The sequence below is a fragment of the Pseudomonas sp. LB3P58 genome, assembly GCF_054897895.1.
Window position 1 is genome coordinate 274,243 of record NZ_JBUBVE010000001.1, and the last position, 20,917, is coordinate 295,159.

The 20,917-nt window shown below is 60.4% G+C and carries 16 protein-coding genes and 1 pseudogene; 11 read left to right on the forward strand and 6 right to left on the reverse strand.

The window, feature by feature from the left end; genetic code table 11:
- Positions 1-7 precede the first annotated feature (7 nt).
- The 3 genes and pseudogenes from ACYZTZ_RS01190 to ACYZTZ_RS01200 form a co-directional block, all read left to right on the forward strand.
- Positions 8-1,405 (forward strand): annotated as a pseudogene (locus ACYZTZ_RS01190) (MFS transporter); the annotation flags it as partial.
- An 11-nt stretch (positions 1,406-1,416) separates the two neighbouring features.
- A complete protein-coding gene (garD, locus tag ACYZTZ_RS01195; RefSeq protein ID WP_461996968.1) occupies positions 1,417-2,970 on the forward strand; it encodes a galactarate dehydratase in 1,554 nt (517 codons plus the stop codon).
- 191 nt (positions 2,971-3,161) lie between these two features.
- Positions 3,162-4,103 carry an AEC family transporter gene (locus tag ACYZTZ_RS01200; protein ID WP_461996969.1) on the forward strand — a complete coding sequence of 314 codons (942 nt, stop codon included), beginning with the start codon at positions 3,162-3,164 and terminating at the stop codon, positions 4,101-4,103.
- Positions 4,104-4,233: 130 nt separating this feature from the next.
- Here the strand turns inward: ACYZTZ_RS01200 and ACYZTZ_RS01205 are convergent, their stop codons facing one another.
- From ACYZTZ_RS01205 to gatC, 6 genes are all read right to left on the reverse strand, one after another.
- On the reverse strand, positions 4,234-4,614 hold the full coding sequence (locus ACYZTZ_RS01205) for a carboxymuconolactone decarboxylase family protein (RefSeq protein WP_461996970.1): 381 nt from the start codon (positions 4,612-4,614) through the stop codon (positions 4,234-4,236).
- Positions 4,611-5,672 (reverse strand): calcium/sodium antiporter, encoded by a 1,062-nt coding sequence (locus ACYZTZ_RS01210; protein WP_461996971.1) that lies wholly within the window; start codon positions 5,670-5,672, stop codon positions 4,611-4,613. Before ACYZTZ_RS01210 ends, ACYZTZ_RS01205 begins: the two co-directional genes overlap by 4 nt.
- Before the next feature lie 50 nt (positions 5,673-5,722).
- Positions 5,723-6,097 (reverse strand): septal ring lytic transglycosylase RlpA family protein, encoded by a 375-nt coding sequence (locus ACYZTZ_RS01215; protein ID WP_461996972.1) that lies wholly within the window; start codon positions 6,095-6,097, stop codon positions 5,723-5,725.
- 164 nt (positions 6,098-6,261) lie between these two features.
- Entirely contained in the window at positions 6,262-7,707 is a 1,446-nt protein-coding gene (gene gatB, locus ACYZTZ_RS01220) for an Asp-tRNA(Asn)/Glu-tRNA(Gln) amidotransferase subunit GatB (RefSeq protein ID WP_095129458.1), read from the reverse strand.
- A 10-nt stretch (positions 7,708-7,717) separates the two neighbouring features.
- On the reverse strand, positions 7,718-9,169 hold the full coding sequence (gene gatA / locus ACYZTZ_RS01225) for an Asp-tRNA(Asn)/Glu-tRNA(Gln) amidotransferase subunit GatA (protein WP_461996973.1): 1,452 nt from the start codon (positions 9,167-9,169) through the stop codon (positions 7,718-7,720).
- Between the two features lie 16 nt (positions 9,170-9,185).
- Complete coding sequence (gatC, locus tag ACYZTZ_RS01230; protein ID WP_008026876.1) at positions 9,186-9,473, reverse strand: Asp-tRNA(Asn)/Glu-tRNA(Gln) amidotransferase subunit GatC; 288 nt, start codon at positions 9,471-9,473, stop codon at positions 9,186-9,188.
- Positions 9,474-9,687: 214 nt separating this feature from the next.
- Here gatC and mreB point away from each other — a divergent pair, with 214 nt between their 5' ends.
- The 8 genes from mreB (at position 9,688) to tldD (ending at position 20,908) form a co-directional block, all read left to right on the forward strand.
- Entirely contained in the window at positions 9,688-10,725 is a 1,038-nt protein-coding gene (gene mreB, locus ACYZTZ_RS01235; protein ID WP_002555108.1) for a rod shape-determining protein MreB, read from the forward strand.
- Positions 10,726-10,867: 142 nt separating this feature from the next.
- A complete protein-coding gene (mreC, locus tag ACYZTZ_RS01240) occupies positions 10,868-11,983 on the forward strand; it encodes a rod shape-determining protein MreC (RefSeq protein WP_462000631.1) in 1,116 nt (371 codons plus the stop codon).
- Entirely contained in the window at positions 11,983-12,474 is a 492-nt protein-coding gene (gene mreD / locus ACYZTZ_RS01245; protein ID WP_008148886.1) for a rod shape-determining protein MreD, read from the forward strand. The genes mreC and mreD overlap by 1 nt, the downstream gene beginning before the upstream one ends.
- Positions 12,475-12,518: 44 nt before the next feature.
- Positions 12,519-13,115 (forward strand): Maf family protein, encoded by a 597-nt coding sequence (locus ACYZTZ_RS01250; protein ID WP_461996974.1) that lies wholly within the window; start codon positions 12,519-12,521, stop codon positions 13,113-13,115.
- A 57-nt stretch (positions 13,116-13,172) separates the two neighbouring features.
- On the forward strand, positions 13,173-14,630 hold the full coding sequence (gene rng, locus ACYZTZ_RS01255; protein ID WP_033058026.1) for a ribonuclease G: 1,458 nt from the start codon (positions 13,173-13,175) through the stop codon (positions 14,628-14,630).
- A 75-nt stretch (positions 14,631-14,705) separates the two neighbouring features.
- Positions 14,706-18,509, forward strand: a complete 3,804-nt coding sequence (locus ACYZTZ_RS01260; RefSeq protein ID WP_461996975.1) for a YhdP family protein — start codon at positions 14,706-14,708, stop codon at positions 18,507-18,509.
- An 89-nt stretch (positions 18,510-18,598) separates the two neighbouring features.
- The gene (locus ACYZTZ_RS01265) at positions 18,599-19,447 is read left to right on the forward strand and encodes a carbon-nitrogen hydrolase family protein (protein ID WP_461996976.1); all 849 of its coding nucleotides are present in this window, start codon (positions 18,599-18,601) and stop codon (positions 19,445-19,447) included.
- Positions 19,448-19,465: 18 nt separating this feature from the next.
- Positions 19,466-20,908, forward strand: a complete 1,443-nt coding sequence (tldD, locus tag ACYZTZ_RS01270) for a metalloprotease TldD (protein WP_461996977.1) — start codon at positions 19,466-19,468, stop codon at positions 20,906-20,908.
- Positions 20,909-20,917: the final 9 nt, after the last annotated feature.

Here is a 20,917-nt window from a genome sequence, read left to right on the forward strand (position 1 = left end):
ACCCGCGCATAAAAATAATCAGTGGGAGTACATCTACATGCAAGCGACCAAGCCGACCCACGTCCGCTATTTGATTTTGCTCATGCTTTTTCTGGTGACGACGATCAACTACGCCGACCGGGCTACCATTGCCATCGCGGGCTCCAGCCTGCAAAAAGACCTCGGCATCGACGCGGTCACCCTCGGTTACATCTTCTCTGCATTCGGTTGGGCCTACGTGGCCGGGCAAATTCCCGGTGGCTGGTTGCTGGATCGTTTCGGCTCGAAAAAAGTGTACGCGCTCAGCATCTTCACCTGGTCGCTGTTCACCGTGCTGCAGGGCTATGTCGGTGAGTTCGGCATGTCCACGGCGGTGGTTGCGCTGTTCATGCTGCGCTTCCTGGTGGGCCTGGCCGAAGCGCCATCGTTCCCCGGCAACGCACGCATTGTGGCGGCCTGGTTCCCGACCGCTGAACGCGGTACGGCGTCTGCGATTTTCAACTCGGCGCAATACTTCGCCACGGTGCTGTTTGCGCCGCTGATGGGCTGGATCGTTTACAGCTTCGGCTGGCAGCACGTGTTTATCGTCATGGGCGTGATCGGCATCATCTTCTCGGGGATCTGGCTGAAGGTTATCCACAGCCCGCGTCAGCACCCGATGATCAATGACGCCGAGTTCAAACACATCGCCGACAACGGCGGCATGGTCGACATGGACCAGGACAAAGGCAAAGGCAAAAAGGTCGATGGACCGAAGTGGGACTACATCCGCCAGTTGCTGACCAACCGCATGATGCTCGGTGTGTATCTGGGCCAATACTGCATCAACGGCATCACCTACTTCTTCCTGACCTGGTTCCCGGTGTACCTGGTGCAAGAGCGCGGCATGACCATCCTCAAGGCCGGTTTCATCGCCTCTTTGCCGGCGATCTGCGGCTTCATTGGTGGCGTGCTCGGCGGCGTAATTTCCGACTACCTGCTGCGCAAGGGCCATTCCCTGACCTTCGCCCGCAAGGCGCCGATCATTGCCGGTTTGCTGGTTTCCAGCAGTATCGTGGCCTGCAACTACGTGGACATCGAATGGATGGTCGTTGGCTTCATGGCCTTGGCATTCTTCGGCAAAGGCGTGGGCGCGTTGGGCTGGGCGGTGGTGTCCGACACCTCGCCGAAACAGATCGCCGGTTTGAGTGGCGGCCTGTTCAACATGTTCGGCAACATCGCTTCGATCACCACCCCGATTGTCATCGGCTACATCATCAGCTCCACCGGTTCGTTCAAATGGGCGCTGGTGTTTGTCGGTTGCAACGCACTGGTCGCAGTGTTCAGTTACCTGGTGATCGTCGGTCCGATCAAACGTGTGGTACTCAAGGAGCCGCCAGTCAGCGGTCCTGAAACCAATAACAAATTGTCTCAAGCGCATTCCTGAGGAGCGGCGTCATGCAGTTGATTGAACATTCCGACTCGCCGCGCTACATCCGCCTGCACGAGCGGGACAACGTAGTGATCGTGGTCAATGACCAGGGCGTGCCGGCCGGCACCGAGTTTCCGGACGGCCTGGTCACCGTGGATTTCGTGCCACAGAGCCACAAGGTCACCCTCGAAGACATTCCCGTGGGTGGCCAGGTGATTCGTTACGGGCAGACCATTGGCTACGCATTGCAGCCGATTCCGCGCGGCAGCTGGGTCAAGGAAGATCAACTGCGCATGCCCACTGCGCCACCGCTGGACAGCTTGCCGCTGTCCACCGAAGTGCCAGCGGCGCAGGCACCGCTGGAAGGCTTCACGTTCGAGGGTTATCGCAACGCCGACGGCACCGTCGGTACGCGCAACATTCTCGGGATCACCACGACGGTTCAGTGCGTCACCGGCGTGCTGGACCATGCGGTCAAGCGCATCAAGGACGAGTTGCTGCCCAAGTATCCGCACGTTGATGACGTGGTCGCGCTGACTCACAGCTACGGCTGTGGCGTGGCGATTACCGCGACTGACGCGTACATCCCGATCCGTACCGTGCGCAACCTGGCGCGTAACCCGAACCTGGGTGGCGAGGCGCTGGTGATCAGCCTGGGCTGCGAGAAATTGCAGGCCGGGCAGGTGATGCACGAGAACGACAGCTCGGTGGATTTGAGCGAGCCGTGGTTGTACCGCTTGCAGGATTCCAGTCACGGTTTCACCGAGATGATCGAGCAGATCATGGCGCTGGCCGAAATCCGTTTGAAGAAGCTCGATCAGCGTCGCCGGGAAACCGTGCCGGCGTCCGAGCTGATCCTCGGCATGCAGTGCGGCGGCAGTGATGCGTTTTCCGGGATCACTGCCAACCCTGCGTTGGGCTATGCCTCGGACCTGTTGTTGCGCGCGGGTGCGACGGTGATGTTTTCCGAAGTCACCGAAGTGCGCGATGCGATTTACCTGCTGACGTCTCGCGCCGAAACTGAGGAAGTGGCTCAGGAACTGGTGCGGGAAATGGACTGGTACGACCGTTACCTGGCCAAGGGTGAAGCGGATCGCAGCGCCAACACCACGCCGGGGAACAAGAAGGGCGGGTTGTCGAACATTGTCGAGAAGTCGTTGGGCTCGATCGTCAAATCCGGTAGCAGCGCGATCAACGGGGTGCTGGGTCCTGGCGAGCGGTTCAAGCGCAAAGGGCTGATTTTCTGTGCGACCCCGGCCAGTGATTTTGTCTGCGGGACGTTGCAATTGGCGGCGGGGATGAACCTGCATGTGTTCACTACCGGGCGTGGCACGCCGTATGGCTTGGCGATGGCACCGGTGGTGAAGGTGTCGACCCGGACCGAGCTGGCGCAGCGCTGGCCGGATTTGATCGACATCGATGCCGGGCGGATTGCGACCGGGCGGGCTTCGATCGAGGACCTTGGCTGGGAGTTGTTCCACTACTACCTGGATGTGGCCAGCGGCAAGAAGCAAACCTGGGCCGAGAAGCACAAGCTGCATAACGACATCACCTTGTTTAACCCGGCGCCGATCACCTGATACCGCGTTATCGTTCATCGCGAGCAGGCTCGCTCCCACAGTGGATCTTCTTCGTACGCAGATTTTGTGTTCGACGCTGGACAAATGTGGGAGCGAGACTGGCTTGCCGGCGATAGCGGTCTAACAGACGCCAGAGGACTTGCTGGCTTATCATTAGCCCCCTAACGACGCTCACCCAAGGTTACCCCGGCATGCTGGCTATCTTCCTCGAAACCCTGAACATCACCGCGCCGGTGTTTGCCATGCTGTTTCTGGGGGTGCTGCTCAAGCGCATCGACTGGATCAACGACAATTTCATCCACACCGCGTCGGCCCTGGTGTTCAACGTCACCATGCCGGCGTTGCTGTTTCTGGGCATCCTGCACGCCGACCTCCACGCCGCGTTGCAACCGGCGTTGCTGATCTATTTCTCGCTGGCGACGCTGGTGTGTTTTGCCATCGCCTGGGGCTGGGCGATCTGGAAGTGCCCGCGGGAAGACCGGGGGATCTACACCCAGGGCGCCTTTCGCGGTAATAACGGGGTGATCGGGCTGGCGCTGGCGGCAAGCATGTACGGCGACTACGGGATTTCCCTCGGTGCGATTCTCGCGGCGTTGGTCATCCTGTTTTACAACACGCTCTCGACCATTGTGCTGGCGGTGTACAGCCCGGTGATCAAGTCCGACCCCTGGAGCATCTGCAAAAGCGTGATGGTCAATCCGCTGATCATCAGCGTGTTTGTGGCGGCGCCGTTTGCCTACTTCAAGATCGGCTTGCCAGGATGGCTTGAGAAGTCCGGCCAATACCTGGCGCAAACCACCTTGCCGTTGGCGTTGATCTGTATCGGCGGCACGCTGTCGCTGGCAGCACTGCGCAAAAGCGGCAACATGGCGATGAGTTCAAGCCTGGTGAAGATGATCAGCCTGCCGATTCTGGCGACGCTGGGGGCGTGGCTCTGGGGATTTCGTGGTGCGGAGTTGGGGATTCTGTTCCTGTACTTCGGCAGCCCGACCGCCGCGGCCAGTTTTGTCATGGCCCGTCAGGCCAATGGCAATCATGAACTGGCGGCAGCGATCATCGTGATCACCACGTTGATGGCGGCGGTCACCACCAACATCGGGATCTTCCTGTTGCAGTGGGGCGGCTGGATTTAGCCCCGGGATTTACGGTGTTCTTCAGGGCCTCATCGCGAGCAGGCTCGCTCCCACAGGGAAAATGTATTCCAAATGTGGGAGCGAGCCTGCTCGCGATAGCAATCTTTCTAACACTACAAACGCCGGCCTGTTACTCCGGCTTCTGGTAGGTGTCGATCACTTCCTGCGCCGCCCGAAACGCATCGATGGCCGCCGGGACACCGGCATACACCGCGCAATGCAGCAGCGCTTCACGAATCTCTTCCACAGTGCAGCCATTGTTCAGCGCACCGCGCACGTGACCTTTCAATTCCTGCGGGCACTTCAACGCGGTCAGCGCGGCGAGGGTGATCAGGCTGCGGGTTTTCAATGGCAGGCCTTCGCGGTTCCAGACGCTGCCCCAGGCGTGCTCGTTGACGAAATCCTGCAGCGGTTGCGTGAACTCGGTGGTATTGCCCAGCGCGCGGTCGACGAAGGCGTCGCCCATCACTTGGCGGCGGACTTCAACCCCAGGCTTTTTATCATCGGTCATGGCAATTCCTTACTGTGGTGTTGGCGACGCCAGGCGCGCAGCGACGTGAACAGCAAAAACGCCATCAGCGCCGGCAGGACAAAAAACAGCATCAGGTGTTCAAGCTTGCCGGCCAGCGGCATGCCGGTGGTGAACGACACCACGTGCAGACCGTAAGCCAGATACAAACCCAAAAACATCAGACCTTCGGCGCGGGTCACCCGGTAACCGGAATAGAACACCGGCAGGCACAACACCGCGACACCGAGCATCACCGGCAAGTCAAAATCCAGGGCGTTTGGCGACACCGACAGCGGCGATGGCGCAATCAACGCAGTGAAGCCCAGCACGCCCAAAAGATTGAACAGATTGCTGCCGATCACGTTGCCCACGGCGATGTCGCGCTGACCGCGCAAGGCGGCGATCAACGAGGTCGCCAGTTCCGGTAGAGAGGTGCTGACGGCGACGATGGTCAGGCCGATGATCCGCTCCGATAATCCCAGATCGGTCGCGACCGAAACCGCCGCGCCCAACAGCAAGTGCCCGGCGTAGACCAGCATCGCCAAACCCACGACGATCATCAGCAGACTGCGGAGCCATGGCACTTGCGGGACTTCGTGGGTGGTCGATTGTGGACGGACCGAGTGTCGTGACTGGCGCAGCAGCAGGCCCAGATACAGCACCAGTGCCGCCAGCAGCAGCACGCCATCGACGCGGGTCAGTTCTTCGTTCCACGCCAATACGAACACCAGCAGGCTGGCGCCGATCATCAGCGGGATATCCAGGCGCACCAGTTGCCGTGAAACCCGCAGCGGGATGATCAGCGCCGAGAGCCCGAGGGTGACGAGGATGTTAAAGATGCTACTGCCGATCACGCTGCCGACGGCGATGTCGGCGTTCTGCGTCAGGGTGGCTTGCAGGCTGACCGCCATCTGCGGTGCGCTGCTGCCGAGGGCGACGATGGTCAGGCCGATAATCAGTGGTCGTACATGCAGGCGCGCCGCGAGACGCACGGCGGCGCGCACCATCAGCTCGGCGCCGGCGATCAGCAACAGCAAGCCGCTGAGCAATTCAATCACGCTGATCAGGGGTATATCGGCAAGTCCGAAAATGGTCAGCGCTCCGTCTATCAGTCGTCGAGGGCCTGCACACGAACCCGTGCGGTGCCGCTTCTGAGCATACCCAGTTGTTCGGCCGCTTCATGTGAAACATCGATCAGACGCCCACGGGTGTGCGGCCCGCGATCGTTGATACGGACCACACAGGATTTGTCGTTGTTCAGATTGGTGACCTTCACCCGAGTGCCAAAGGGCAACTGGCGATGGGCGGCGGTCAGGGAATTCTTGTTGAAACGCTCGCCGCTGGCGGTGCGTTTACCTTGGTGTTTGGCGCCGTAATACGAGGCAACGCCGGTCTTGTCGTAGCCATGAGGATCGATGGTGTCGGTGCTGGCGCAACCGGCCAGCAGAGAGAGCAGGGCACAGGCACTGAGCAGACGTTTCATAAAAGGTATCCCGGAAACAAATGTGGGAGCGGCGGTACGGCGATCCGACTTGCTCGCGAATGCATTCTGACAGTCAACCTTGTGTTGAGTGCCGAACCGCTTTCGCGAGCAAGCCCGCTCCCACAAGGGAATGGAGCCAGTTTTGAGATCTGGCTCCATTCTCATCAGCCTTCGAGTTTGCTTTTGAGCAGTTCGTTGACCTGTTGCGGGTTGGCCTTGCCTTTGGAGGCTTTCATGGCCTGGCCGACGAAGAAGCCGAACATCTTGCCGCGTTTGGCTTCGTCTGCCGCGCGGTACTGTTCAACTTGTTCGGCATTGGCCGCGAGCATTTCGTCCAACACTGCCGAGATCGCACCGGTGTCGGTTACTTGCTTCAAGCCGCGCTTGTCGATGATCTCGTCCGCGCTGCCTTCGCCGTTGGCCATGGCTTCAAACACCACCTTGGCGATTTTGCCGGAGATGGTGTTGTCGGTGATGCGCAGCAGCATGCCGCCCAGTTGCTCGGCCGAGACCGGCGACTGATCGATGTCCAGGCCCTGTTTGTTCAACAGGCTGCCAAGCTCAACCATCACCCAGTTCGCTGCCAGCTTGGCGTCGCCGCCGATGCTCACGACTTTCTCGAAGTAATCGGCTTGCTCGCGGCTGGTGGCCAGGACGCTGGCGTCGTAGACCGACAGACCGAACTGCGCCTGGAAGCGCTCGCGTTTCTGCGGTGGCAGTTCCGGCAGGGTGGCGCGCACGTCGTCGAGGAACGAGTCTTCGATGACCACCGGTAGCAGGTCCGGATCGGGGAAGTAACGGTAGTCGTTGGCTTCCTCTTTACTGCGCATCGGACGGGTTTCGTCCTTGTTCGGATCGTACAGACGGGTCTGCTGGATCACCCTGCCGCCGTCTTCGATCAGTTCGATCTGACGCTGCACTTCGGTGTTGATCGCCTTCTCGATGAAACGGAACGAGTTGACGTTCTTGATCTCGCAGCGCGTGCCGAATTCAACCTGGCCTTTCGGACGGATCGACACGTTGCAGTCGCAACGCAGCGAGCCTTCAGCCATGTTGCCGTCACAAATGCCAAGGTAACGCACCATCGCGTGGACAGCCTTAACGTAAGCCACGGCTTCCTTGGCACTGCGCATGTCCGGCTCGGACACGATTTCCAGCAGCGGCGTGCCGGCACGGTTCAGGTCGATGCCGGTGGCGCCGCTGAATTCTTCGTGCAGGCTTTTACCGGCGTCTTCTTCCAGGTGCGCGCGGGTGATGCCGACGCGCTTGACCGTGCCGTCTTCCAGCGCGATGTCCAGGTGGCCCTTGCCGACGATCGGCAATTCCATCTGGCTGATCTGGTAGCCCTTCGGCAGGTCCGGGTAGAAATAGTTTTTACGGGCGAACACGTTGTGCTGACCGATCTCGGCATCAATCGCCAGACCGAACATCACCGCCATGCGCACCGCTTCCTGGTTCAACACCGGCAATACGCCGGGCATGCCGAGGTCAACCAGGCTGGCCTGGGTGTTCGGCTCGGAACCGAACGTGGTGGAGCTACCGGAAAAGATTTTCGACCGGGTGGTGAGCTGGGTGTGAATCTCCAGCCCGATCACGACTTCCCATTGCATGTGTTTCTCCTCAGAAGCCGGTTGGGGTGCGGGTGTGCCAGTCAGTGTTGAGCTGATACTGGTGGGCAACGTTCAACAGGCGACCTTCCTGGAAATACGGGGCGAGCAATTGCACGCCGACCGGCAGGCCGTCGACAAAACCGGCTGGCATGGACAAGCCCGGCAGACCGGCGAGGTTGGCGGTAATGGTGTAGACGTCTTCGAGGTACGCAGCGACCGGGTCGCTGCTCTTGGCGCCAAGCTTCCAGGCCGGGTTTGGCGTGGTTGGGCCGAGGATGATGTCGACCTCATTGAAGGCAGCCATGAAGTCGTTCTTCACCAGACGGCGAATCTTCTGTGCCTTCAGGTAATAGGCGTCGTAGTAGCCGGCCGACAGTGCGTAAGCACCGACCATGATCCGGCGCTGCACTTCCGGGCCGAAGCCTTCGCCACGGGAACGCTTGTACAGGTCGATCAGGTTTTTCGGGTCTTCGCAGCGGTAGCCGAAGCGCACGCCGTCAAAACGCGACAGGTTGGAGGAGGCTTCTGCCGGGGCGATCACGTAGTACGCAGGGATCGCGTGCTGCATGTTCGGCAGGCTGATTTCCTTGACCACGGCACCGAGCTTTTCCAGCTCCTTGACGCTGTTGAGGACCAGCTCGGCAATGCGCGGGTCGAGACCGGCGCTGAAGTATTCCTTCGGCACGCCGATGCGCAGACCTTGCAGCGAACCGTTGAGGCCGGCGCTGTAATCAGGCACGGGCTCGTCGATGCTGGTGGAGTCTTGCGGGTCGAAACCGGCCATGCCTTGCAGCAGGATGGCGCAGTCTTCGGCGGTGCGGGCCAGAGGGCCGCCCTGATCGAGGCTGGAGGCGTAAGCGATCATGCCCCAGCGCGAAACGCGACCGTACGTCGGTTTCAGGCCGGTCAGGTTGGTAAACGCGGCCGGCTGGCGGATCGAGCCGCCAGTGTCGGTCGCAGTGGCGGCCGGCAACAGACGAGCGGCAACGGCCGCAGCCGAACCACCGGACGAACCGCCGGGCACGTGTTCCAGGTTCCACGGGTTTTTCACTGCGCCGTAGTAGCTCGACTCGTTGGCCGAACCCATGGCGAATTCGTCCATGTTGGTCTTGCCCAGCGTCACGGCACCCGCGGCGGCCAGCTTGGCGACCACGGTGGCGTCGTACGGTGCTTTAAAGTTGTCGAGCATCTTCGAGCCGCAGCTGGTGCGGATGCCCTGAGTGCAGAACAGGTCTTTGTGGGCGATCGGCGCACCGAGCAGGGCGCCGCTCTCACCATTGGCCCGGCGTGCGTCAGCGGCTTTCGCCTGCTGGAGCGCCAGGTCTTCGGTGAGGCTGATGAAACTGTTGAGCTGCGGATCGAGCTGGGCGATACGCGCCAGCAGGACTTTGGTCAGCTCTTCGGAAGAAAACTTTTTATCGGCGAGACCGCGGGTGATCTCGGCCAGAGTCAATTGATGCATTGCAGGCTCTTTCCCTTTAGTCGATGACTTTCGGAACCAGGTACAGGCCGTTTTCGACCGCTGGTGCGATGGACTGATAGGCCTCGCGATGATTGGTCTCGGTCACGACGTCTGCACGCAGGCGCTGGCTGGCTTCCAGTGGGTGGGCGAGCGGCTCGATACCGTCGGTATTGACCGCCTGCATTTCGTCGACCAGCCCCAGAATGCTGTTCAGGGCCGAAGTGATGTGTGGAAGATCGGCATCATTAAGGCCCAGACAGGCCAGATGAGCGATTTTTTCCACGTCGGAGCGTTCAAGCGTCATGGGATTCTCCAGTGGAAGGAAAACAGAACGGATGCTATCCGTGTGTTAGATTGTCGGAACACTACCGCATTTCTACGGTCATAAGGCCGCGATTGTGGGGGTTGGTGCACAGAAAAGCGGCCAATTTAACATATTGGCGCCTTGCCCAAAATCCCTGTCGTTGTTAGAGTTTGCCGCACTTTTTTACCCACGCGTTGCCTAGGGTCCCTTTCCCATGTTCAAGAAACTGCGTGGCATGTTTTCCAGCGATCTTTCCATTGACCTGGGCACTGCCAACACCCTTATTTACGTGCGCGAGCGCGGTATCGTCCTGAATGAGCCCTCGGTTGTGGCTATTCGGACACACGGTAACCAGAAAAGTGTCGTTGCTGTCGGCACCGAGGCCAAGCGCATGCTCGGCCGTACGCCGGGCAACATTGCTGCCATTCGTCCGATGAAGGACGGTGTGATCGCCGACTTCAGCGTTTGCGAAAAGATGCTGCAATACTTTATCAACAAGGTTCACGAAAACAGCTTCCTGCAGCCTAGCCCTCGTGTGTTGATCTGCGTTCCGTGCAAATCCACCCAGGTTGAGCGTCGTGCCATCCGTGAATCGGCCCTCGGTGCCGGTGCCCGAGAAGTGTTCCTGATCGAAGAGCCAATGGCGGCTGCGATCGGTGCCGGTCTGCCGGTTGAAGAAGCTCGCGGCTCGATGGTTGTCGATATCGGTGGTGGTACCACTGAAATCGCGCTGATCTCCCTGAACGGTGTGGTTTACGCCGAATCCGTACGGGTTGGCGGCGACCGCTTCGACGAAGCGATCATCACTTACGTGCGTCGCAACTACGGCAGCCTGATCGGTGAGTCCACGGCCGAGCGCATCAAGCAGGAAATCGGTACTGCCTACCCGGGCGGCGAAGTTCGCGAAGTCGACGTTCGCGGCCGTAACCTGGCCGAAGGCGTTCCACGCGCATTCACCCTGAACTCCAATGAAGTGCTGGAAGCTCTGCAAGAGTCCCTGGCCACCATCGTTCAGGCTGTGAAAAGTGCACTGGAGCAATCGCCTCCGGAACTGGCTTCCGATATCGCCGAGCGTGGTCTGGTACTGACCGGTGGTGGCGCCTTGCTGCGTGACCTCGACAAGTTGCTGGCCCAGGAAACCGGTCTGCCGGTGATCGTTGCCGAAGATCCGCTGACCTGCGTTGCTCGCGGCGGTGGCCGTGCATTGGAAATGATGGATAAACACACCATGGACCTGCTGTCGAGCGAGTGATTTCGCCCGACGCATCTATGCTGTTGGCGCGCAGGCAGCACTTTGCAGTGCTGCCTGTTGGCGTTTATCTTCTGTCAGTCTGCATCCAGGCCGGTTTGATGCCGTATGAATAAAGAGAACATTTGCCTGGGAGGAGCGGCTTATTAAACCGCTTTTCACCAAAGGGCCTTCACTGGGCGTGCGCTTGTTGGTGCTGGTCGTGTTATCGGTCGCGCTGATGGTGGTCGATGCCCGCTTCACACTGCTCAAGCCAGTGCGTAGCCAAATGTCGCTGGTACTGATGCAGTCTTACTGGATCACCGACCTGCCACAGCGGCTATGGCAGGGTGTGGCCAGCCAATTTGGCAGCCGTACCGAGCTCGTCGCCGAAAACGAAAAACTCAAAACCGAAAACCTGCTGTTGCAGGGCCGCATGCAAAAGCTTGCCGCCCTCACCGAGCAGAACGTTCGGCTGCGCGAGTTGCTCAACTCCTCCGCGCTGGTCAACGAGAAGGTCGAAGTGGCCGAACTGATCGGCATGGACCCTAACCCCTTCACCCACCGCATCATCATCAATAAAGGTGAGCGCGACGGTGTGGTCCTAGGTCAGCCGGTGCTCGATGCCCGCGGCCTGATGGGCCAGGTGGTCGAGTTGATGCCGTACACCTCTCGTGTGCTGTTGCTGACCGACACCACTCACAGCATTCCGGTGCAGGTGAACCGCAACGGTCTGCGGGCGATTGCCAGCGGCACCGGCAACCCGGAACGCCTGGAGCTGCGTCACGTGGCCGATACCGCCGACATTAAAGAAGGCGATCTGCTGGTCAGCTCCGGTCTGGGGCAGCGGTTCCCGGCGGGTTACCCGGTGGCGACGGTCAAGGAAGTGATTCACGATTCCGGTCAGCCGTTCGCTATTGTGCGTGCCGTACCGACCGCCGCCTTGAACCGTAGCCGTTACCTGCTGCTGGTGTTCACTGACGGCCGCACAGCCGAAGAGCGCGCCAACGAAGCTGCCCAGGCTCAAGAGGCTTTGGACCAGCACGGTGGTGGACCGATCATTCCAGCGACCGTGCCGAAACCTGCCATCGTCCCGGCTGCTGTTGCTGCGCCCGTGACGCCGGTAGCGCCGACGGCTGCCCCTGCTGCCACAACCCCGCCCAAACCTGCGGCAACTCATCCTGCTGCTGCGAAACCTGCCGCCAGCAAGCCGCCCGCTGCCGTGAAGCCTGCTGCCAAACCGCCTGTCTCTGCGCCGGCTACCACTGGGGGACGAGAATAATGGTGGGTGCTACTGCCTCCCGAAACGGCTGGATGGTCTGGCTGACATTCGCCATAGGCATGCTGCTCAGTGTTTCGCCGCTGCCGCAATTCATGGAAATCCTCCGTCCACTGTGGCTGGCCTTGCTGCTGGCATTCTGGGCGTTAGCCATGCCGCAGAAAGTCGGGATGGTCACCGCGTGGTGTCTGGGCCTGGCCGAAGACGTGCTTTATGGCACGCTGCTGGGTCAGAACGCGTTGATCCTGACGTTGATCACGTACCTGGTGCTGGCGCTGCAACAACGCCTGCGCATGTTCCCGATGTGGCAACAGAGCCTGGTGATCCTGGTGATCTTCGGTCTCGCGCAGCTTGTTCAACTATGGCTCAGCGCCCTGACCGGCAATCGTCAGCCGACGCTGGCACTGGTCTTGCCGGCACTGGTCAGTGCATTGCTCTGGCCATGGATCAGCTACGGTTTGCGCGGTTTGCGTCGACGCTACAAAATCAATTAATTCGGTCAGGCATTTGCCCGCACCTCGACAAGGGAGATGTCTTGATGAAACAGCTGTACCTCGCCTCAGGCTCGCCGCGTCGGCGTGAACTGCTCACGCAGATCGGCGTGCCGTTCTCCGCCATCAGCGCGGACATCGATGAAACCCCTTTAGAAGATGAATCCCCGTCGGCCTATGTCGAGCGCCTGGCGCGCGGCAAAGCCGAGGCCGGGCGTGGGACTGTCGTGTCTGACGCAGATTTTTGCGTGCTGGGCGCCGACACCGCCGTGGTGCTGGACGGAAAAATTCTCGGCAAGCCGGTTGATGAAGCCGAGGCATGCGCCATGCTTATGATGTTGTCCGGGTGTGAACATGAAGTCCTGACGGCGATTGCGGTGCGAGAGGGCGAGCGTTGCGAGTCTCGGGTGGTGCGCAGTCTGGTGCGTTTTCGCAACATCAATCGCGATGAAGCGGTGGCCTACTGGGCCAGCGGCGAGCCGCAGGACAAGGCCGGCGGCTACGGCATTCAAGGACTGGGCGCGGTGTTTGTTGTCGGGCTCAATGGCAGTTACTCGGCGGTGGTCGGGTTACCGCTGTGCGAAACCGCTGAGCTGCTTGGCCATTTCGGCATACCCTGTTGGCAAACCCTTAACGCGCGTTGAGCGTCGTACTGACAAGATGCGGCCATTATCGTGAACATGCCTGAACGAGACCCTGCCATGAGTGAAGAGATCCTGATCAACATCACGCCGATGGAATCGCGCGTGGCGGTGGTTGAAAACGGTGTTCTGCAAGAGGTCCACGTCGAGCGCACGCAAAAGCGCGGGATCGTCGGCAACATCTATAAAGGCAAGGTCGTGCGGGTATTGCCCGGCATGCAGGCGGCATTCGTCGACATTGGTCTGGACCGCGCCGCGTTCATTCATGCCTCGGAAATCTCCCTGCGCGAAGGCCCGGCGGTCGAGAGCATCAGCGCTCTGGTTCACGAGGGTCAGAGCCTGGTGGTGCAAGTCACCAAGGACCCGATCGGCTCCAAAGGCGCCCGCCTGACGACTCAATTGTCGATTCCATCGCGTTATCTGGTGTACATGCCGCGCACCGCGCACGTTGGCATTTCGTTGAAGATCGAAGACGAAGCCGAGCGTGAACGTCTCAAGCAAGTGGTCACCGATTGCGTGGCCAAAGAAGGCATTCAAGAGGCCGGTGGCTTCATCCTGCGTACTGCTGCCGAAGGTGCCGGTGCCGATGAAATCCTCATGGACATCCGTTACCTGCGTCGCCTCTGGGATCAGATCAACGAGCAGATCAAAACCATCAGCGCGCCGAGTGTGATCTACGAAGACCTCGGCCTGGCGCTGCGCACCTTGCGTGACCTGGTGAGCCCGAAGATCGAGAAGATCCGCATCGACTCCCGGGAAACCTTCCAGAAAACCACGCAGTTCGTCGCCGAACTGATGCCGGAAATCGCCGATCGTCTTGAGCATTACCCGGGTGAGCGGCCGATTTTCGACCTGTACGGCGTCGAAGACGAAATCCAGAAAGCGCTGGAGCGCAAAGTCCCGCTGAAGTCCGGCGGTTATCTGGTGGTCGATCCGGCGGAAGCCATGAGCACCATCGACGTCAATACCGGGGCGTTCGTCGGTCATCGCAACCTCGAAGAAACCATCTTCAAGACCAACCTCGAAGCCGCGACCGCCATCGCTCGCCAGCTGCGCCTGCGCAACCTGGGCGGGATCATCATCATCGACTTCATCGACATGGAAGATGAAGAGCACCAGCGTCAGGTGCTGCGCACGCTCGAGAAACAACTGGAACGCGATCACGCCAAGACCAACATCATCGGCATCACCGAGTTGGGCCTGGTGCAGATGACTCGCAAGCGCACCCGTGAAAGTCTCGAACAAGTGCTGTGCGAACCGTGCAGCAGCTGCCAGGGCCGCGGCAAGCTCAAGACGCCTGAAACCGTTTGCTACGAGATTTTCCGCGAAATCCTCCGAGAGGCTCGCGCCTATCAGGCGGAAGGCTATCGTGTATTGGCGAACCAGAAAGTGGTCGACCGTTTGCTCGATGAAGAATCGGGCAATGTCGCCGAGCTCGAAGGTTTTATCGGACGCACCATCCGGTTCCAGGTGGAAACCATGTATTCCCAGGAACAATACGACGTGGTGCTGCTCTGAATCGCTGTATTTCAACCCTGTTAGAACGGCTGGCCTCAGCTTTTTGCAGCATTTTTGCCATGGGAGCCAACTGACATGGAACGTCTGACACGCATTTTGGCCGCACTGACCCGCTGGGGGCTGGGGCTGTGTGCGTTGGTGTTGGTGTTGTTGGCGTTATACGTCAGCCTCGGCCGAGAGCTGACCCCGCTGGTGGCCGAGTACCGTGCCGAAGTCGAAGCCAAAGCCAGCGCTGCCTTGGGCATGCCGCTGAATATCGGCGAACTGGAAGGTAACTGGAGCGGCTTTGCGCCGATCATGCTGGCTCACGACGTGATGGTCGGCGAGGGCGCCAATGCCCTGCGTCTGGATCAGGTGCGCGCGGTGCCGGATCTTTGGGCCAGTCTGATGGCTCGCGAAGTGCGCATCGCTCACCTGGAACTCAGCGGGCTGAAGATCAGCCTCAAGGAAGGCGAGGACGGGACTTGGGCGCTGGAAGGTTTGCCGGTGCAGCAGGATCAGCCGCTGGATCCTGAACAAATGCTCAATCGCATGCAGATGGTTCAGCAACTGTCGGTACTCGATAGCCAGGTCACTTTGCAGCCACTGCAAGAGCAGCCTCTGACATTGACTTACGTCGGTCTGAATCTGAAAACCGGAGTGTCGCGTCAGCGACTCGACGTTCGTCTGACCCTGCCCGACGGTCAGCCGGTGGCCATGAGTCTGCGCACCCGTCTGCGTGCCAGCGAGTGGAAGGACGGCGAGGCCGAAGCTTATTTGAGCCTGCCGCAAAGCGACTGGTCAAAATGGTTGCCTGAGCGCCTGACCCAACAATGGAATTTCTCCGAGATCAAGGCGGGTGGCGAGCTCTGGGTGAACTGGGACAAAGGCGCCCTGCAAAGCGCCGCGATTCGCTTGAATGCGCCGCAACTCAAAGGTGCCTACGCCGAGCGCAAGCCGATCCAGATCAACAATCTGGCGCTCAACGGCTATTTCCAGCGCAGTTCCGAAGGCGTCCTGATCACCCTGGACTCGCTGGCCATGAACCTCGGCGAGACCCGCTGGGAATCGCATCTGCAACTCAAACAAAACGCGGCGACCGACAAGACTGAAGAGCTTTGGCATCTGCAAGCCGACCGTCTCGATCTTACCCCGATCACTCCGATACTGAATGCGTTGGGGCCGCTGCCCGAAGGCGTTGCTACGGCCGTCGAGCGACTCAAAGTGACCGGTGGCCTGCGCAACGTGCTGATCGACGTCCGGCCCAATGCCACCGACGACAGCAAATTCAGCTTTGCCGCCAACCTGGATCGGGTCGGCTTCGATGCCTATCACGGCGCTCCGGCGGCGCGAAATGTCAGTGGCAGCATCAGCGGTGATCTGGGCGGTGGCGAGCTGCGCATGGACAGCAAGGATTTTTCCCTGCACCTGGACCCGATTTTCGCCAAGCCATGGCAGTACATTCAGGCCAATGCCCGACTGACCTGGAAACTCGATAAAGAAGCCTTCACCTTGATCGCGCCGTACCTGAAGGTGCTGGGCGAGGAGGGCAAGATTGCCGGCGACTTCCTGATCCGCCTGCATTTCGACCACACCCAGGAAGACTACATGGACCTGCGGGTCGGTCTGGTGGACGGCGACGGGCGCTACACCGCCAAGTACTTGCCGACAATGCTCAGCCCGGGGCTGGACGAATGGCTGCGTACGGCGATTCTCAAAGGTGCGGTGGACCAAGGCTTCTTCCAGTACCAGGGGTCGCTGAATCACGGGGCCGACGAGACTGCCCGCAGCATCAGCCTGTTCTTCAAGGTTCACGACGCCGAACTGGCCTTCCAGCCAGGCTGGCCACATGTCAGCAAGGTCACGGGTGACGTGTTTGTCGAAGACAGCGGGGTGCGGATCCTGGCCAGCAAGGGGGAATTGCTCAATACCCAGGTCAACGACATTTACGTCAATATTCCCCATGTGCCAGCGGGGCAAAGCGTCCATCTGTTCCTTGACGGTGGATTCGCTGGCGGGTTGGGCGATGGCCTGAAGATTCTCCAGGAAGCGCCGATCGGCACCGCCGCGACCTTTGCCGGATGGGAAGGCGAAGGCGATCTGCAAGGCAAACTGAAACTGGATATTCCGCTGGTCAAAGGCGAGCAGCCGAAGATCCTCGTCGACTTCAAGACCGCCAAGGCCCGTCTGAAACTGGCCGAGCCACCCCTGGAGCTGACTCAGCTCAAGGGCGATTTCCGATTCGACAGCACCAAGGGTTTGAGCGGGCAAAACATCACTGCGCGCGCCTTCGATAAACCGGTTACTGCACAGATTTTCGCCGATGGCGGCCCCGGCAACCTCAAGACTCGCGTCGCCGCCTCGGGCCAGGTCGAGGTCAAGAAACTGACTGACTGGCTGAGTGTGACTCAGCCGTTGCCAGTGTCCGGTGTGATCCCTTATCAGCTGCAACTGAACCTTGATGGGGCCGACAGTCAATTGACGGTCAACTCCAACCTCAAAGGCGTAGCAATCGATTTACCGGCGCCGTTCGGCATGGCAGCCGACGTCGGCCGTGACACCACGTTCCGCATGACCTTGCAGGGGGCGGAGCGGCGCTACTGGGTCAATTACGGTGAGCTGGCTAATTTCACGTTTGCGGCACCGCCCGGCAATTTTGCCGACGGTCGTGGCGAGTTGTTCCTGGGTGGCGGTAATGCCGTGCTACCCGGCGCCAAAGGCCTGCGGGTGCGCGGCGTGCTGTCGGAACTGGACGTCGGCCCCTGGAAGGACCTGGTAGACAAGTACGCCGGCCAGGATCCGGGCGGCAACGCCAAACAGTTGCTCAGCGGTGCGGATTTCAAGATTGGAAGGCTCAGCGGTGTCGGCACTACGCTCGATCAGGCTTCCGTACAGTTGAACCGCAAACCTGCCGCGTGGGCCTTGCAACTCGACAGTCAGCAGGTGAAGGGCAGTGCCAGCATCCCCGATGCGAAAGCCGCGCCGATTGCGATCAATCTGCAATACGTGCGTTTACCGGCGCCAGACCCGAAGGTCCTGGCCGACGAAAATTCGCCAGATCCGCTGGCCTCGGTCGATCCGACGAAGATCCCGGCACTGGATATCACCATCAATCAGCTGTTCCAGGGCCAAGACCTCGTCGGGGCCTGGTATCTGAAAGTTCGTCCGACCGCCAAGGGCATTGCGTTTACCACGCTGGATTTGGGCCTCAAGGGCATTCTCCTGCAGGGCAGCGGCGGTTGGGAAGGTGTGCCCGGTTCCAGCAGCAGTTGGTACAAGGGCCGGATCAGCGGCAAGAATCTCGCCGATGTACTGAAGGGCTGGGGCTTTGCGCCGAGTGTCACCAGTGAAGATTTTCATATGGATGTCGATGGTCGCTGGCCCGGTTCGCCGGCCTGGCTGGCCACCAAGCGCTTCTCTGGAACCCTCGATGCTTCGCTGAATAAAGGCCAATTTGTTGAAGTTGAGGGCAGCGCCCAGGCATTGCGAGTGTTTGGCTTGCTGAACTTCAACTCCATCGGCCGCCGGCTGCGTCTGGACTTCTCCGACCTGTTCGGCAAAGGCTTGAGTTACGACCGGGTCAAAGGCCTGCTGGTCGGGACCAACGGCGTATATGTGACGCGTGAGCCGATCCGGCTGACCGGTCCGTCGAGCAATATCGAACTCAACGGGACGCTGGACCTGGTGGGCGATAAGGTCGATGCCAAGTTGCTGGTGACGTTGCCTGTGACCAACAACCTGCCGATTGCCGCGCTGATCGTCGGTGCACCGGCTATCGGCGGCGCGCTGTTCCTGATCGATAAGCTCATCGGTGACCGTGTGGCGCGTTTCGCCAGCGTCCAATACACCGTCAAGGGGCCCTGGAAAGAGCCGAAAATCACCTTCGACAAGCCTTTTTGACTTTCTTTTTGAAAAGCCACGTCTCGGGCCGATGGAGTAGCATGGCCGTAAGTCTCCTGTATGTGTTGATTCCAGATTAGGGAAAGGCCATGTCTGTAGCGGTGATTCAAATGGTCAGCCAGAGCGATGTGCTGGCCAATCTGGCCCAGGCCCGTCGGCTGCTTGAGCAAGCGGCAGCCGGTGGCGCGCAGCTTGCCGTACTGCCGGAAAACTTCGCCGCCATGGGCCGTCGCGACATTGCCGACATCGGCCGCGCCGAGGCGTTGGGCGAAGGCCCGATCCTGCCATGGTTGAAACAGACCGCCCGCGACCTCAAGTTATGGATAGTGGCCGGCACCTTGCCGTTGCCGCCGGTGGATCAACCGACGGCCAAAGTGCATGCCTGCTCGCTGCTGGTGGATGACCGCGGCGAAACCGTTGCACGGTATGACAAGTTGCACCTCTTCGACGTCGATGTGGCGGACAATCGCGGGCGTTATCGCGAATCCGATGACTATGCTTATGGCAGTGGGGTAGTCGTGGCGGACACGCCCGTCGGTCGAGTCGGGCTGACGGTGTGTTACGACCTGCGCTTCCCGGAGCTGTACAGCGAATTACGCGCTGCCGGTGCGGAGTTGATTACCGCGCCGTCGGCCTTTACCGCGGTGACCGGCGCGGCGCATTGGGATGTATTGATTCGCGCGCGGGCCATCGAAACTCAATGTTATGTGCTCGCGGCTGCCCAGGGTGGGACGCATCCGGGGCCACGGGAAACCTATGGCCATGCCGCGATTATCGACCCGTGGGGACGTGTGCTGGCGCAACAGGATCAAGGCGAGGCCGTGCTGCTGGCCGAACGCGATAGCAGCGAACAGGCGTCCATCAGGGCGCGGATGCCGGTGTCCAGTCACCGGCGCTTTTTCTCGCAGGGCGCCCGGCGACCTGCCTCAGAACGATGAATTTAAGGCGTAAAGCATATGAGCGAGTTGTTGTCCTCAGTCAGTGAACACCTCCTGGCGCCCGGCGGCGTAACGATCGAGAGCCTGCAAGGTGTGCTCGGCGATCTGGCCGGCCCGGGCATCGATGCCGCCGACCTGTATTTCCAGGGGCAGATTTCCGAGTCCTGGGCGCTGGAAGACGGGATCGTCAAGGAAGGCAGCTTCAACCTCGACCAAGGTGTCGGCGTGCGCGCGCAATCGGGTGAAAAAACCGGCTTTGCCTACAGCAATGCCATTACCCTCGAAGCCCTCGGCGCCGCAGCCCGTGCGGCGCGTTCGATCTCCCGCGCCGGTCAGAACGGCACGGTGCAAGCCTTCACGACTCAGGATGTCGCCCAGTTGTACGGGCCGGACAATCCGTTGGAAGTGATGACCCGTGCCGAGAAGGTCGAACTGCTCAAACGCATCGACGTCGCGACTCGCGCCCTCGACCCGCGTATCCAGCAAGTTACCGTGAGCATGGCCGGTGTCTGGGAACGAATCCTCGTCGCTTCCACCGACGGCGGCCTGGCAGCCGATGTACGGCCGTTGGTGCGCTTTAACGTCAGCGTGATCGTCGAGCAGAACGGTCGCCGTGAGCGTGGCGGTCATGGCGGTGGCGGTCGTACCGATTACCGTTATTTCCTCAGCGATGACCGTGCCATGAGCTACGCCCGTGAAGCGCTGCGTCAGGCGTTGGTGAATCTGGAAGCCATCCCGGCACCGGCCGGTACGTTGCCGGTGGTATTGGGCTCGGGCTGGTCCGGTGTGTTGCTGCACGAAGCGGTCGGCCACGGTCTGGAAGGCGACTTCAACCGCAAGGGCAGTTCGGCCTACAGCGGGCGCATGGGCCAGATGGTTGCGTCCAAGCTTTGCACCATCGTCGATGACGGCACGCTGGCCGGTCGTCGCGGTTCCCTGAGCGTCGATGATGAAGGCACCCCGACCGAGTGCACGACGCTGATCGAAAACGGCGTACTCAAAGGCTACATGCAGGACAAACTCAACGCCCGTCTGATGGGCGTGGCCCGTACCGGTAACGGTCGTCGCGAATCCTATGCGCACCTGCCGATGCCGCGCATGACCAACACCTACATGCTGGCGGGCGAAAGCGACCCGGCAGAAATCATCGCCTCGGTGAAGCGCGGTATTTACTGCGCCAACCTCGGCGGTGGTCAGGTGGACATCACCAGCGGCAAATTCGTGTTCTCCACCAGCGAGGCGTACCTGATCGAAGACGGCAAAATCACGGCCCCGGTCAAAGGCGCGACGTTGATCGGCAACGGGCCGGAGGCCATGAGCAAGGTGTCGATGGTCGGTAACGATCTGGCGCTGGACAGCGGCGTGGGGACGTGTGGCAAGGATGGGCAGTCGGTGCCGGTGGGTGTCGGCCAGCCAACGCTGAAAATCGATGCGATCACTGTGGGTGGCACAGGATCGTAAAGGATGGAG

What these genes read in the sequence shown, in the direction of transcription:
- ACYZTZ_RS01215 (WP_461996972.1), bottom strand. Translation starts at nt 6,097, where the DNA reads ATGAAACGTCTGCTCAGTGCCTGTGCCCTGCTCTCTCTGCTGGCCGGT.
- rng (WP_033058026.1), top strand. Translation starts at nt 13,173, where the DNA reads ATGAGTGAAGAGATCCTGATCAACATCACGCCGATGGAATCGCGCGTG.
- tldD (WP_461996977.1), top strand. Translation starts at nt 19,466, where the DNA reads ATGAGCGAGTTGTTGTCCTCAGTCAGTGAACACCTCCTGGCGCCCGGC.
- ACYZTZ_RS01265 (WP_461996976.1), top strand. Translation starts at nt 18,599, where the DNA reads ATGTCTGTAGCGGTGATTCAAATGGTCAGCCAGAGCGATGTGCTGGCC.
- ACYZTZ_RS01205 (WP_461996970.1), bottom strand. Translation starts at nt 4,614, where the DNA reads ATGACCGATGATAAAAAGCCTGGGGTTGAAGTCCGCCGCCAAGTGATG.
- gatC (WP_008026876.1), bottom strand. Translation starts at nt 9,473, where the DNA reads ATGACGCTTGAACGCTCCGACGTGGAAAAAATCGCTCATCTGGCCTGT.
- garD (WP_461996968.1), top strand. Translation starts at nt 1,417, where the DNA reads ATGCAGTTGATTGAACATTCCGACTCGCCGCGCTACATCCGCCTGCAC.
- ACYZTZ_RS01200 (WP_461996969.1), top strand. Translation starts at nt 3,162, where the DNA reads ATGCTGGCTATCTTCCTCGAAACCCTGAACATCACCGCGCCGGTGTTT.
- ACYZTZ_RS01260 (WP_461996975.1), top strand. Translation starts at nt 14,706, where the DNA reads ATGGAACGTCTGACACGCATTTTGGCCGCACTGACCCGCTGGGGGCTG.
- mreB (WP_002555108.1), top strand. Translation starts at nt 9,688, where the DNA reads ATGTTCAAGAAACTGCGTGGCATGTTTTCCAGCGATCTTTCCATTGAC.
- ACYZTZ_RS01250 (WP_461996974.1), top strand. Translation starts at nt 12,519, where the DNA reads ATGAAACAGCTGTACCTCGCCTCAGGCTCGCCGCGTCGGCGTGAACTG.
- gatB (WP_095129458.1), bottom strand. Translation starts at nt 7,707, where the DNA reads ATGCAATGGGAAGTCGTGATCGGGCTGGAGATTCACACCCAGCTCACC.
- mreD (WP_008148886.1), top strand. Translation starts at nt 11,983, where the DNA reads ATGGTGGGTGCTACTGCCTCCCGAAACGGCTGGATGGTCTGGCTGACA.
- gatA (WP_461996973.1), bottom strand. Translation starts at nt 9,169, where the DNA reads ATGCATCAATTGACTCTGGCCGAGATCACCCGCGGTCTCGCCGATAAA.